14 protein-coding genes and 1 tRNA gene are annotated in these 12,978 nt (G+C 59.2%); 5 read left to right on the top strand and 10 right to left on the bottom strand.

Annotated elements, in window-relative coordinates; genetic code table 11:
* Positions 1-39: 39 nt before the first annotated feature.
* A complete protein-coding gene (locus HMPREF2787_RS08640; RefSeq protein ID WP_070859013.1) occupies positions 40-237 on the bottom strand; it encodes a hypothetical protein in 198 nt (65 codons plus the stop codon).
* 367 nt (positions 238-604) lie between these two features.
* Positions 605-686: transfer RNA gene (locus tag HMPREF2787_RS08630), tRNA-Leu, on the bottom strand.
* A gap of 203 nt (positions 687-889) precedes the next feature.
* Between HMPREF2787_RS08630 and HMPREF2787_RS08625 the strand changes: the two genes are divergently transcribed.
* Together HMPREF2787_RS08625 and HMPREF2787_RS08620 are read left to right on the top strand one after the other, a co-directional pair.
* Positions 890-1,285, top strand: a complete 396-nt coding sequence (locus HMPREF2787_RS08625; protein WP_016422268.1) for a hypothetical protein — start codon at positions 890-892, stop codon at positions 1,283-1,285.
* 33 nt (positions 1,286-1,318) lie between these two features.
* Positions 1,319-1,672, top strand: a complete 354-nt coding sequence (locus HMPREF2787_RS08620) for a DUF3817 domain-containing protein (protein WP_070859011.1) — start codon at positions 1,319-1,321, stop codon at positions 1,670-1,672.
* A 46-nt stretch (positions 1,673-1,718) separates the two neighbouring features.
* On the opposite strand, the gene HMPREF2787_RS08615 is transcribed toward HMPREF2787_RS08620, so the two are convergent.
* The 8 genes from HMPREF2787_RS08615 to clpS all read right to left on the bottom strand — a co-directional run bounded on the left by HMPREF2787_RS08615 (position 1,719) and on the right by clpS (position 7,844).
* Positions 1,719-2,420: a non-canonical purine NTP pyrophosphatase gene (locus HMPREF2787_RS08615; protein WP_070859010.1), complete on the bottom strand. Its 702-nt coding sequence runs from the start codon at positions 2,418-2,420 to the stop codon at positions 1,719-1,721.
* Positions 2,417-3,178: a ribonuclease PH gene (gene rph, locus HMPREF2787_RS08610; protein ID WP_038628017.1), complete on the bottom strand. Its 762-nt coding sequence runs from the start codon at positions 3,176-3,178 to the stop codon at positions 2,417-2,419. The genes HMPREF2787_RS08615 and rph overlap by 4 nt, the downstream gene beginning before the upstream one ends.
* Positions 3,179-3,246: 68 nt before the next feature.
* Positions 3,247-4,029: an MBL fold metallo-hydrolase gene (locus HMPREF2787_RS08605; RefSeq protein WP_070859009.1), complete on the bottom strand. Its 783-nt coding sequence runs from the start codon at positions 4,027-4,029 to the stop codon at positions 3,247-3,249.
* Positions 4,030-4,101: 72 nt separating this feature from the next.
* The gene (murI, locus tag HMPREF2787_RS08600; protein WP_371441147.1) at positions 4,102-4,968 is read right to left on the bottom strand and encodes a glutamate racemase; all 867 of its coding nucleotides are present in this window, start codon (positions 4,966-4,968) and stop codon (positions 4,102-4,104) included.
* 121 nt (positions 4,969-5,089) lie between these two features.
* Positions 5,090-5,764 (bottom strand): rhomboid family intramembrane serine protease, encoded by a 675-nt coding sequence (locus HMPREF2787_RS08595; RefSeq protein WP_070859008.1) that lies wholly within the window; start codon positions 5,762-5,764, stop codon positions 5,090-5,092.
* Between the two features lie 16 nt (positions 5,765-5,780).
* Positions 5,781-6,884: a P1 family peptidase gene (locus HMPREF2787_RS08590; protein ID WP_070859007.1), complete on the bottom strand. Its 1,104-nt coding sequence runs from the start codon at positions 6,882-6,884 to the stop codon at positions 5,781-5,783.
* 84 nt (positions 6,885-6,968) lie between these two features.
* The gene (locus HMPREF2787_RS08585) at positions 6,969-7,520 is read right to left on the bottom strand and encodes a DUF2017 domain-containing protein (RefSeq protein WP_070833878.1); all 552 of its coding nucleotides are present in this window, start codon (positions 7,518-7,520) and stop codon (positions 6,969-6,971) included.
* 30 nt (positions 7,521-7,550) lie between these two features.
* Entirely contained in the window at positions 7,551-7,844 is a 294-nt protein-coding gene (gene clpS / locus HMPREF2787_RS08580) for an ATP-dependent Clp protease adapter ClpS (RefSeq protein WP_005511165.1), read from the bottom strand.
* Positions 7,845-7,925: 81 nt separating this feature from the next.
* On the opposite strand from clpS, the gene HMPREF2787_RS08575 reads away from it, so the two are divergent.
* From HMPREF2787_RS08575 to HMPREF2787_RS08565, 3 genes are all read left to right on the top strand, one after another.
* Positions 7,926-9,236, top strand: coding sequence for a nicotinate phosphoribosyltransferase (locus tag HMPREF2787_RS08575; RefSeq protein ID WP_070859020.1), 1,311 nt, complete (start codon positions 7,926-7,928; stop codon positions 9,234-9,236).
* Positions 9,237-9,373: 137 nt separating this feature from the next.
* A complete protein-coding gene (locus HMPREF2787_RS08570) occupies positions 9,374-11,353 on the top strand; it encodes an ATP-dependent DNA helicase (RefSeq protein WP_210401210.1) in 1,980 nt (659 codons plus the stop codon).
* 179 nt (positions 11,354-11,532) lie between these two features.
* A partial coding sequence (locus HMPREF2787_RS08565; protein WP_070859005.1) for an AMP-binding protein occupies positions 11,533-12,978 on the top strand: 1,446 nt, incomplete at its 3' end.

Here is a 12,978-nt window from a genome sequence, read left to right as displayed (position 1 = left end):
TGTGTCGATGGGCGACGAGAACGCTCAATCTTTCCTCGGTTAATCGCCTAGCACATCAAGAATTGCGGACTCCGCTTCTTCTAAGCGCCGCTCTGACTCTTCAAGGTCCTGCTGCGACCTACCGTCGCGCTCGACTTTGCCGTCGAAGATTGCGCAGGGATCATCGTTGACCACAGTGTCGTCGGGAACTATGCCACGACGCGCCATGTACTCATCCAGATGCATCGAGATGCTCATGCTGCCTCCCTGCTTCCACCTTACGATTCAAGATACGATTCGATCAGCGTCATTGTATCGACAGGTTCGATTGCCTTCTTGTTTTCGGCTAGCCATGCAAGCGCGTTTAGCTTGTCTGGAAACGTGGAACCGTGGCGTTTGCCGTACGGGCTGCAAATATGAAACTGTGCGAGTTTATGGCACTTTTGGGCCATTTTTCGGGCCATTTTTGCCATAAGCGGGGTCAGTAACTTGCAATGACCCACCGTCACCAGCCATAAACGCAGTCAGTAACTTGCATTGGCGGTTAAGTAGCACCCTAAGCAGGAAGCTACCTCTAAAAACACCAAAGGCCAGGCAGTAAAACACTGCCTGGCCTTAGGCTTTGTGCGCCTGGGGAGACTTGAACTCCCACGCCCTAAGGCACTGGAACCTAAATCCAGCGCGTCTGCCAATTCCGCCACAGGCGCCTAAGTTGAGTCCATGACAGCTGCGCGCAATTCCCGTAAGCCTGGACTACTTATTAGCCACCTACAGACGCAACGAACTTTCACGGCTCATTTGGACTGTACACACTTTAACGGGTTTGCCGCAGAATTCCTAATGTCCCATCCCCTGCCTTATCCAGCGAGCACGCTAGCTTGGCAGGTCACGGACTAGCTATGGTGGTTATGTGTCCACTTCACAGCATTCCAATACCACTGACAAGCCAGCGAAGATTCCCACTCGTACCCGCGTGGTGCAACTAATCTTCTTGGCTCTTGCAGTCGGCGCCACTCTTGCACTCGCCTACTGGCAGCTCAGCAGGTGGAACACAACCAGCTCATTCCAAAACCTGGGCTACGCACTGCAGTGGCCCGCTTTCGGCCTGTTCTTTATTTGGGCCTACCGCAAGTACATGGAGTACGAACGCGAACGCCTGAGCGGCAATAGCGAGGCCGCATTTGAGGCTAAAGACGATGTCATGACGGAAATTCCAGACGAATTCCTGCCGACCAACCCAGATGGCTCGCGAAAGGTGCAGCGTGTGGATGAGACACAATCGACGGACTCTGGCACCAACGCCTAGGCGATAACTGCTTATTCGAGAAAAGGACTTTTAGTGACCAACATCAATCCAGATCGTCAAGAGCGCGTAAAGAAGGCACTGACGTACTTCTCCGTCACCGCCTACTTCACGGGTGTGATGCTGCTCTTGCTGTGTGCCGAGATGATTTACAAGTACCTCATCCTCGACAACTCCGCCGACGCGCCGCGGTGGTTCTTCTACACCGCCCAGATTCACGGCTTCGGCTACATGGCATTCCTCATTGCTACCGTAAATCTGGGGACCAAGGCCCGCTGGGAACCAGCAAAGTGGATCATCACCGCGCTCGGTGGCGTGGTCCCGTTCCTCTCCTTCTTTGTCGAGAAGAAGCGCCGTGAGGAAGTCGAGACCGCTTTCCAGCTGAAGTAGCGGGCTCTCGACAGCCCGAGGATTCGCCCGAGGGCTCATCCCAGGGCTACCCCTTAGCCTCAACCTCAGCCAGAATTTTCAGCGCCGGAGTCAAGGCACGCAGTGCACGCCCCCTGTGACTAAAAGCGTCCTTGTCTTCGGCGCTCATTTGTGCCGCAGACAAAGTGCCCTCAGCTTCGTTGCCCTCTCCAACTGCGGGCGCGAACACCGGATCATAGCCGAACCCATTGTCTCCAACAGGCTCGCGCAGAATGGAGCCAGGCCAGCGGCCCTCTACAACCAGCAGCAGGTTACCGGCTTCATCGAGGACGGCTGGAAAACCGCCGTCGGCAAGCGCGGACGGCACCTCCTTGACACCGGGGACGACCAACGCGCAGGCGGTACGGAAGGACGCAGTGCGACGCTCATCTGGGCAGTCCCCCATCTGAGCGAGCAGCAGCTCGTAGTTAGCGACATCGTCTCCGTGAGTGCCGGACCAGCGCGCCGAGAGCACACCCGGCATACCGTTTAGCTCATCTACGCTGAGCCCCGAATCGTCAGCCAAGCACGCGTAGCCGGTGTGTGTCGCACCATCGAAAGCCTTGATGTAGGAGTTGTCCGCAAAAGTGCGACCGGTTTCAGGGCGCTCTGGGTACTCCGGGACGTCGCTAAGCGAAAGAAGCTCCACCGAATCAATACCCGCCGCACGCAGGATGCGGTCGAGCTCGACTAGTTTTTTAGAATTTCGGGTAGCGACAAGGAGCTTCACGGCAGCTCACCCGGGTACGGCGCACGCAGAACTTCCTGCTGCAGGGCGATGAGCTCACGAAGACCCTTTTCCGCAGAGTCGAGCATGTCATTCAGCTGACCTCGGTCGAAGGTGCCTTCCTCGCCAGTGCCCTGGATTTCGACGAACTTGCCCTCTGCGGTCATCACCACGTTGAGGTCGACCTCAGCGCGCGAGTCCTCCTCGTAAGGCAGGTCCAGGCAGACACGGCCGTCAATAATGCCGACCGAAACAGCTGCGACTGGTGCCTTCAGCGGAGTGCCCGGAACTGCACCTGCTGCATGCAGGTATGTCAAGGCATCAGCCAGCGCGACGTACGCACCGGTGATGGAGGCGGTGCGGGTACCACCATCCGCCTGCAGAACATCACAGTCGATGTTGATGGTGTTCTCACCGAGTTCCTTCAAGTCGATAGCTGCGCGAAGCGAGCGACCGATTAGACGGGAAATCTCGTGAGTGCGCCCCTTGACCTTGCCGCGCATCGATTCGCGGGGCATGCGCTCATGGGTAGAGGCCGGCAGCATGGAGTACTCAGCGGTCAACCAGCCCTCGCCGGAGTCACGCTTGAATCGCGGCACCGACTGCTCAACGGAAGCGGTGCACATCACACGCGTATTGCCGAAAGTAACCAGCACAGAACCGGCCGGATTGTCGGTGAAGCCGCGAGTGATGGTTACCTTGCGCATTTCATCAACCGCGCGTCCATCGGCACGGCGAAAATCGGAATTAGCTGTAGTCATGCCAACTACCCTACCGCCCGGCGCGAACGCGGTGCGACAGCTGTACGGAAACCCGGTAATCGCTGAGACTAGCCGCCTAGCTCCATGCCCAGGTAGGCCAATTCAACGTCACCGGCAAAGGTACTCTTCGCAGCACGTAGTGCTTCTTCACCGTCGGCGTATGGCGGAATGTGAGTCAGCACCAGCTTCTTAACCCCCGCCAGCGTCGCTGCCTTTCCGGCCTCATAGCCCGTCAGGTGCATGTCCGGCGGGGTGCCCTCTTCGTTGCTGCACCAAGTGGCTTCACAGATGAAGATATCCGCATCCCGCGCCAGCTCCACCAGTTCATCGGTCCACGCAGTATCTCCGGTGTATGCAATAGTCAGGCCATCTGCTTCAATGCGGTATCCAACAGCTGGCACCGGGTGGACCATGTTATACGGCGTAACGACGGCGCCTCCGTCCGCTTCGCCCCCACCGACTAGCAGTGGCTCACCGGGGTTACTCACAACCTGGTCAAAAGTGTCTTCCAGGTTGGCATCTTCTTCACTTCCCAGTGCTTTGCACATGGTGCCTATCCGGTCGTGAATGTCTCCGGGGCCAACCAGGAGATTCCGGGAACTCGCCGGGGCTGTCGGGTGGAAGCGACGCCAGACGAGCAGCCCTGGAATGTCTGCGGTGTGGTCTGGGTGCACATGAGTTAGTAACAACTCGCAAGCTGCAGGATCAGAGATCTTCTGCAATTCGGCGAGGACACCGGGACCCAAATCCATGACAAAGGTTCGACCGTTATCCAGCTCAATGAAGTAGCCAGATGCTGGCGCCGATGGGCCGCCCATGCTGCCCGTACATCCCAGAACCTTCAATCGCATACTTCAAGCTTGCCATGTAATTGACTAAAAAAGAGCAAAAACCAATGGAGTGTCTGGGTTTAATAAGAAAGGTCACATTTGGGAATGCATAGTGACCTGGCTAATACCCGGCCCGAGGAAGCGCTTTGCCAGTGATGCAAAAACTTGCGGATCTCCAGTGGATTCAAATGTGCGCACAGGGTTCGGATTACTCTCCGGGTCAGCGAGCATGTCAGTCTTTGTGAGAATGCGCAGAACATCCTTCGACGTCTCCTCCGCCGAGGACACTAGGGCGACGTCCTCCCCCATGGCCAGCTGAATCACACCAGACAGCAGCGGATAGTGGGTGCAGCCCAGCACGAGGGTGTCCACACCATCCGCCTGCAACGGCGCGAGGTAGCCCTCTGCAAGTCCCAGGATCTGGCGACCGGAGGTGATTCCTCGCTCGACAAAGTCTACGAATCGCGGGCAGTCGACCGCGGAGACATCCACGCCGGGCACCGCATCAAAGAGATCTTGGTAAGCACGGGAGCGAATTGTGGCGGCGGTACCGATTACGCCGACTTTTCCGTTCCTGGTGGTCGAGACCGCACGGCGCACGGCGGGCAGAATGACCTCGACTACTGGGACTGGGTAGCGCTCGCGGGCATCACGCAAAAATGCGGCCGAAGCAGTGTTGCAGGCAATGACTATCATCTTGCAGCCGCGTGCAACCAGTTCATCGGCAATCGCTTCAGCGTGCTGACGGACCTCGGCGATGCGAAGCGGGCCGTAAGGGCCGTTGGCAGTATCGCCGATGTACATAATCGACTCGTGCGGCAGCTGATCCATGATGGCACGCGCCACTGTCAGCCCACCGACGCCGGAGTCAAAGATGCCAATCGGTGCTGTTCGGTCAGGGAAGCCGCTATCCTGCGCTGTCAGCTGATCGACTGCCTGAGTTTCTGCTCCTGCTCCCACCGCTATCTGGACTCCTCATATCGTTGGACAAACACCGAAGCTCCTATTCTAGGCCGATTCCGCCAGGAGCTGATGTCGCGCATCTCGGGCTTTTAGCGACGTGCACTCTTAGCGAACACTTTTAGCGACGCGCACGACCGCGCTTAAACATCACCGCAGCCCAGATGCCCGCAAGCCCACCGAAGAGGTGCATCTGCCAACTAACAGCCATCTGTGTTGGCAGCACTCCCCAGATAAGACCCGAATACATCGATGCCAGAATCACGCCCAAAATAATCTGCATCACCCGACGGTTCACAAAACCGCGTACGACCAAAAACGCCAGCCAGCCGTAAATCAGGCCGGACGCACCGATGTGGACGGTATTTACACCGCCGACCAGCCATGTCAGACCGCCACCAACGACCGTAATCAAGAGCGTGACCTGCCAAAATAGCCGCTTCGACGACATTGCAATCAAACCGGCGAACAACGCCCCGGGCAGAGAGTTCGCCACAATGTGCCCGTAATCTGCGTGCAGCAGCGGTGCGGTCAAAATTCCCCACAGCGTCGAGGTTTCGCGTGGGCGCACACCGAAGTTGTTCAGCGCTCCACCAAAGATGAATTCGTTGACAAGAAAGACCGTCCAGATAAGTACCAGGTACCCAATAGCCGTACTGATGGCCGCCCCGAGCCCGCCGTCGCGATCCTGCGGAACAATCTGATTATTCCGCCGCGTCTGCACGGGACCGCCCATCGGGTACTGCGCATAGTTCTGGTAATTCTGCTGTTGTCCCGAGCTCCATTGCGGATTCATTGGCGAACTTCCCTCACTACTTGTCCAGCATCTCTGACAGCGCGGATACTCCCGCGCGCCCCGTTGCACTCATCACGGCATCGACAATAGCCATCTGCACCGCATCGGCCGCCATCGCAGCCAACAGGGCCACCACATCCGAGCCCACGGGTTCAGCGTTTTCGCTATCCGCTGCCTCGGCCGAGCTGAGTGCAAACAGCGTGTCACCGTCCATCGGCGCATGGGCCGGCCGAATCGCTCTCGCCAGCCCATCATGACCGCACATCGCCAACCGCTTCAACTGCGCAGTTGTCACAGGCGCATTGGTTATCAACGTGCCAATCGTTGTGTTTCGCGTGCTTGCCGACGATTCCTCGTCGCCACCCACATTGGCGAGAATCTTGGTTCTTCCGACGAAAACCTGATCCAGCTGCGCCAATGCGTCCTTGCTGGCACCGACTGCCACTGGCATTCCGTAGAGGCATCCCTCCGGGTCAATGACCGCACCAAAGGAGTTGACCACCATTGCGGCAGCCACAAAGTACTTACCATCGGCGGAGGTCACACGGGCTTGTCCAAAACCTCCCTTGATTGCCCCGGCCATAGCGCCGACACCGGCACCTACTGTGCCGGAGGGAGTGTCCTCCGGGACGTCGTCAAGCGCGTGAGACAACGCCTCGCGCCCGAGTTCGGCGGTGGGCAGCGTCGGCTCCCCCAACAGCAAGTCGAAGATGACAGCACCGGGGACGATCGGCACGAGGATATCCGGACGAGTTGGAGTGACCTCAAAGCCAATGCCGCGGTCGCGCAGTTCACGCATAACTCCGTCGGCAGCTGCGAGGCCGTACGCGGAGCCGCCAGCCAAAACGACAGCGTGGGCGCGTTCGACGGTATTCTCCGGTGCGAGCAGGTCGGTCTCGCGAGTGCCCGGCCCACCGCCGCGGACATCGACAGCGCCGATCGCACCGCCTGGAGCGGCGATGACGGTAACTCCGGTATCCCCCTCAGCAGCATGGCCGATGGAAATGCCGTCGATGGAGTCGAGACAGCCTGCGCCGATGTCGATGCTCGTGCCCAGCGCAGCACTGCTGGCTTGGTGTCGAATGTCGGTGGGGCTGATTGCGAAAATCTCAGAATTCATTGTCGACTACGGCACCTTTCACCACAGTTCATGGCAGTTAGCCTCAGTTGATTACTGCATCTTTCGGGGTTTTGCTCGGATTCGTTACTCACCCATAAGCTGATCCAGCAGTGACTCTTGGTTGTAGGACAGCCACTGGTACATCGCGTCGGTCTGCTCAATCTGCTCGATGGAGCCATTGAGGTTCTCCATGGAAACGTGCAGGTAAATACGTAGGTCATTGATTCCTGCAACCCAGGCATGGGCATCGCTTTCCGAAATGGATACCTGCCCCGACTCGGCGGGCTCCAGTGCGTCGATAATCGCACGCAGGGAATGGAGCTTGCTCTCTACAATCTCCGACTCATGCAGCTGGCGCATGAGGGCGTTTTCCCCCTCCACGCTCTCCTCACCCGGCTTGGTGAAGTCCGGCAACAGTCGCGCAAGCTTAGGATCGGCTGGGGCCTCGGAGTGTCCGACGGGCATTCCCGTCATTTCCGCGAGCTCATCCTTCGGCGCCGACCGGGCTCGCTCCATCAGCGAGTCCGCCACAGTAGCAGCCAGATTCAGCAGCAAATCCCGCTCCGTGCCTTCAAAAGCCGTGACGTACTTGACGCCACCGCCGAGAAGGGATCGCTTGCGCTTCCAAGGACGCATGTAAATTCTCTCCCGCTGTCGAATATCGGCTTAGTCAGCCTGCTCCATTGTTGCCCACAAGCCCGCCTTGTGGAGCTTCTTCACATCGGCCTCCACCTTGTCACGCTCACCGGAAGACACGATTGCCTTACCCTCCGTGTGAACCGTCATCATCAGCGCGTGCGCCTTCTTTCGGTCCATGCCGAAGAGCATCTGGAACACGTAGGTGACATAACTCATCGAATTAACCTGGTCATCCCACACAATGCACTGCCAGGGTCGGTTCGATTCCGTCACGACATCGGCATCCATAGTGGGCATCGGTGTTGCTGCTGGCATGCTCATAGGCACCAGGATAGTACGGAGTGGCGCGCGCTCGCCGGAACCGACTGCCCCGGCCAGCTTCAGCCGACTAGACTATTGACCGTGATTGATAAGCATTCCTCCACCGCCCTTCTCACCGATAAGTACGAACTGACGATGCTGCAGGCATCGCTTGCCGACGGATCCGGCGAGCGCCAGGTCGCCTTCGAGGTGTTTGGCCGTCGTCTGCCGAATGAGCGCCGCTATGGCGTTGTCGCTGGGACAGCGCGTGTATTGGATGCTATCCGCAACTTCCGCTTCACCGAGGAACAGCTGGCTTCGCTGGACTTCCTCGACGACCGGACGCTGGATTACCTGCGTAACTATTCCTTCAGCGGCCAAGTCGACGGCTACCGGGAGGGAGAGCTCTACTTCCCCGCCTCGCCCATTTTGACTGTGCGGGGCACTTTCGCCGAGTGTGTCATTTTGGAGACTGTTATTCTCTCCATTCTCAATGCGGACTCCGCCATTGCCTCGGCAGCGACCCGAATGGTCACGGCTGCCGGTGGGCGCCCGATTATTGAAATGGGTTCGCGTCGTACTCATGAAGAAGCAGCTGTGACCGCTGCCCGCGCCGCCTACCTGGCAGGTTTTACCGCCACCTCCAACTTGGAGGCAGCGGCACGGTACAACATCCCAGCCTCCGGTACCGCTGCGCACGCGTGGACTCTGTTACACACCAACCCAGATGGCACGACAAACGAGGCTGCAGCCTTCAAAGCTCAGATTGACACGCTGGGGACCGACACCACTTTGTTGGTGGATACCTACGACATCACCGAGGGCGTCAATACGGCCATTGAGGTCGCGGGGCCGGAACTCGGCGGTGTACGTATTGACTCCGGTGACCTCGGAGTTCTCGCTCGCCAGGTGCGTCAGCAGCTGGACTCGCTGGGCGCACACAACACCAACATCGTAGTGTCCTCTGACCTCGACGAGTTCGCCATTGCGGCGCTGAGGGCCGAGCCGGTCGATGTCTACGGCGTGGGCACCTCTGTAGTCACTGGCTCCGGCGCACCGACTGCGGGACTGGTCTACAAGATGGTCGAAGTTGATGGAGTGCCCGTCGCCAAGCGCTCGTTGGACAAGCGAAGCCACGGTGGCGTGAAGGCGGCGATTCGTACCTGCCGCCGTTCCGGTACCGCCGTGGAGGAAATCGCTTTCCCGCTCGGCTCGGAAATCCCGGATGTGGGCAACCTGCACTACCGCGATCTAACCATTCCGATGATGCGCGATGGCGAGGTCGTCGATGGCCTACCGACCTTGGAAGAGTCCCGCGATCACTTGGTTAAGGCGCTGGTCAGCCTCCCGTGGGAGGGGCTCGCACTTTCCCGTGACGAGCCGGTACTGTCCGTCCGTTTTCACGGCGTTTAGGCGGCGGGGGAACTGTGTCGGATACTCCCGAGCACGCAGATTTTGCAGAGCTATCGGACGGCTTTGAGGACTTTGACGATGTTGACGATGCTGACGAGCTAGCTTCGCCGAGAGCCAGCGTCCATGACTCGGACAGCATCGAAGCTCTTCTCGATGCAGCAGTGAAGGGACTCGGCGGAACAACTCGCCCGAATCAGGTCAAAATGTCCCGGTCGGTGGCCTCCGCCTTTGCGCGCGAGCGACACCTAGCGGTACAAGCCGGTACCGGTACTGGTAAGTCACTGGCCTACCTGGTGCCCGCCATTGTGCAAGCAATGGAGTCCGACGAGTCGGTAATCGTTTCCACGGCGACCATTGCGCTGCAACGCCAGCTGGTCGAACGCGACTTGCCGCGGCTAGTCAGTTCGCTAGAGCCACACTTGTCCCGCACGCCAACCTTCGCAATCCTTAAAGGCCGCTCGAACTACCTGTGCAAGTCCAAGGCCGGAAATGTCATCAAAGATCCCGTCATGGACGGTGATGACTCCGAGCCGACCGGTATGGGCGGCCCAACCGCTCTACTCAGCGAAGCACAGCTCAGTCGAACCGCTGCCGAGGTCATGCGGCTACGCGAGTGGGCCAATGACACCGACACCGGCGACCGCGACAGCCTGGACAAGGGCGTTTCCAACGAAGCCTGGCGGCAGGTCTCCGTCACGGCTCGCGAATGCGTCGGTGCCATTTCCTGCCCTTTCGGCGAGGAGTGTTTCGCCGAACAAGCCCGCCGCGAGGCCTCCAACGTCGACATCGTTGTCACCAATCACGCACTGTTGGCCATCGATGCGCTCTCCGACGCCATGATCTTGCCGCAGCACGACTGCGTTGTCATTGACGAGGCTCACGAGCTCGACGGCCGGATCACCTCTGTTGCCACCGACGAGCTCTCCCCCGCCGGTATCACCATGATGGCCCGGCGCGCCCGCAAATTCGGCGCCGCAGAGCAGGTCGATGATGTCACCGATGCCACGGATCTGCTCGGCGAGACCGTCGCATTGCTTGCCGACGCCTACAGCGGCGCACTCGAAGAAATTCCCGGTGAGCTGGGAGCGGCGCTAGCTTCGCTCCGCGATAGTCTGTGGCAACTGCAGACCACGCTGGGCACCTCTGGCTCAGGCAGCTCCGGCGGGGCGGGCTCCGGTGGTTCGGGTTCCGACTCTGACAACACTGAGCGCCAGACCGTCCGCGCAGCCGTGGAGAATATGCACGACACTGTCGTCCGGATTCTAGAGTTCAGCAGCGACGATGTCGTATGGCTTGGCGAGAACAAGACGGTTTATGTCGCTCCCCTATCCATCGCAGCACTGCTTCGCGAACGCCTCTTCAGCGAATCCACCGTCGTTTTGACCTCAGCAACACTTGCTCTTGGCGGCAAGTTCGATGCTATGGCCGCTGCCTGGGGTCTTCCCTCCGGCGGGTGGGATGGCTTGGACGTCGGCACGCCCTTTGACCCGCAGAAGTCTGGCATCCTCTACGTCGCACGCGATCTGCCACGCCCCGGACGCGATGGCGCCACGCCAGAGCAGTTCGCGATTATGGAGCGCCTTATCCGTGCCGCTGGTGGACGAACGCTGGGGCTGTTTTCTTCTCGCCGTGGCGCTGAAGCCGCGGCGGAGGAGATGGGTAAGCGCCTGCCTTACGACGTCCTGTGCCAAGGCGATGACTCTATCGGTGCTTTGGTTGATCGCTTCGCCGCTAATCCACAGACATGTTTGTTTGGCACGCTGACGCTGTGGCAAGGCGTCGATGTTCCTGGCCCATCGCTATCGTGTGTCATCATCGATCGTATCCCGTTCCCCCGACCCGATGATCCACTGCTGTCCGCGCGCTCCGATGCGGCTAATGCCGCTGGCCGAAATGGTTTTATGGAGGTCTCAGCGACACACGCAGCGCTGCTAATGGCGCAAGGTTCTGGTCGCCTGCTACGTCAAGTCGATGACCGCGGGGTTGTTGCGGTACTGGATTCACGTCTAGCGACTGCACGCTATGGATCATGGATTGCCGCGTCGATGCCGGACTTCTGGCGGACGACCAACCTGGATATTGCGACTGGAGCGTTGCAGCGGCTGACCCAAGGCTGATTCAGGGGGCTGTCCGAGGTCACGAAGTAATGCTGGATTAGATAGAGTTTCTGAAAAACTCCTACGCTTTACTATTCAATACATTATTGTGATGTGAAACACAGCACTGCTGCAGTGACCAGGCTAATGAAGCAGGGCACTTGGCAGCCGTGCGCAAGATTAGAAAGGCGATTTCCTGCATGCCCCTTTCCAGCAACCTCCCCGACATCGACATCCCGGAGACCTCACTCTTTGAGTTCCTCTTCGGAGAAATTGAGCCACGTCACCAGGACAAGCTTGCAATCGTTGACTCAGGCTCCGAGGTCACCTTCGGTGATCTGAAGGCCAGCATTGAGAAGTTCGCGGGTGCGCTGGCAGCACGTGGGATTAAGAAGGGCGACGTCGTGGCTCTCCACTGCCCCAACTCGACAACCTTCGCGGTCGCTCTTCACGGTGTCCTGCGCGCAGGGGCTGTCTGCACGACAGTTGCATCGCTGGCAACTGCCGAGGACGTTGAAAAGCAGCTGCGTATCTCTGACGCCAAAATGATGCTGACGACTTCGTCGATTGGCTGGGCCGGCGCTAACGGCGCTGAGGCCGCTGGCCTCCCGGAAGAGATGATTATCGGCCTGACGGGCCTCCACGGCATGGGCGAGCTGCTTGCAGAGGGGCACGCAGCTCCGGACGTCGAGGTATCACCCGATGACGTTGCCGTGATTCCATTTTCCTCGGGAACCACTGGTGTACCGAAGGGCGTTCAGCTCACTCATCGCAACCTGGTCGCTAACGTCGCCCAGGCCGGCGCGTCGGCAGCCTCCGCACTGACTGAGGACACGCCAACCGCCACTATCCTGCCGTTCTTCCACATCTACGGCCTGACTGCACTCCTGAACCTGTCGCTGTGGCGTCGCGCGACTCAGTACACCATGGGCAAGTTCGACCTCCTGGACTTCCTCTCCATTATTGCCGAGCACAAGGTGAATTTCGCATTTGTCGCCCCGCCGGTCGCTGTCGGCTTGGCTAAGCACCCAGCGGTCGATTCCTTCGATTTGTCCAGTCTGCAGACGATCTTCTCCGGCGCAGCATCCCTGCAACTCGATCTCGCAGAACAGGTGGAAAAGCGCCTCGACTGCGTCGTCGCCCAGGGCTACGGCATGACCGAGTCCTCCCCCGCCACCCACATCCGTATCGGCCACGATAGCCCGCTGGATTCCATCGGCCGCGCGGTGCCGAATACCCAATACAAAATCGTGGATCTCGAGGCCGACGGCTTCGAAGAGATTCCAGTCCCCTCCGAGGGGCGCTCGAAGCCAGGCGAACTGTGGGTTTACGGTCCGCAGGTCATGAAGGGCTACCTCAACAACCCAGAAGCTACGGCAGAAACGCTTATCGACGGTTGGTTGCGCACCGGCGACGTTGCGGAACTCGACGAACACGGCAATGCGTACATCGTCGACCGCTTCAAGGAACTGATTAAGTACAAGGGCTACCAAGTTCCGCCGGCCGAGCTCGAGTCCGTACTGCTCAGCCACCCGGATATTGCCGATGCCGCCTGCAGTGGTGTCGTTCGCTCCGACGGCGAGGAGATTCCAAAAGCCTACGTAGTCCTCAAGGCGGGCAAGCAGGTGACGGAAGACGAGATCATG

Origin of the sequence: Corynebacterium sp. HMSC061H03, from assembly GCF_001838215.1 — a bacterium.
In the GTDB taxonomy this organism is placed as follows: domain Bacteria; phylum Actinomycetota; class Actinomycetes; order Mycobacteriales; family Mycobacteriaceae; genus Corynebacterium; species Corynebacterium jeikeium_D.
The sequence above is the reverse complement of the archived record's forward strand: the minus strand, read 5'-3'. Positions and strand labels throughout refer to the sequence as shown.

Bases quoted from the DNA above. Each gene is read 5' to 3' on its own strand.
- HMPREF2787_RS08585 (WP_070833878.1), bottom strand. From the start codon at position 7,520: ATGCGTCCTTGGAAGCGCAAGCGATCCCTTCTCGGCGGTGGCGTCAAG.
- HMPREF2787_RS08605 (WP_070859009.1), bottom strand. From the start codon at position 4,029: ATGCGATTGAAGGTTCTGGGATGTACGGGCAGCATGGGCGGCCCATCG.
- HMPREF2787_RS08595 (WP_070859008.1), bottom strand. From the start codon at position 5,764: ATGAATCCGCAATGGAGCTCGGGACAACAGCAGAATTACCAGAACTAT.
- clpS (WP_005511165.1), bottom strand. From the start codon at position 7,844: ATGAGCATGCCAGCAGCAACACCGATGCCCACTATGGATGCCGATGTC.
- HMPREF2787_RS08590 (WP_070859007.1), bottom strand. From the start codon at position 6,884: ATGAATTCTGAGATTTTCGCAATCAGCCCCACCGACATTCGACACCAA.
- rph (WP_038628017.1), bottom strand. From the start codon at position 3,178: ATGACTACAGCTAATTCCGATTTTCGCCGTGCCGATGGACGCGCGGTT.
- HMPREF2787_RS08640 (WP_070859013.1), bottom strand. From the start codon at position 237: ATGAGCATCTCGATGCATCTGGATGAGTACATGGCGCGTCGTGGCATA.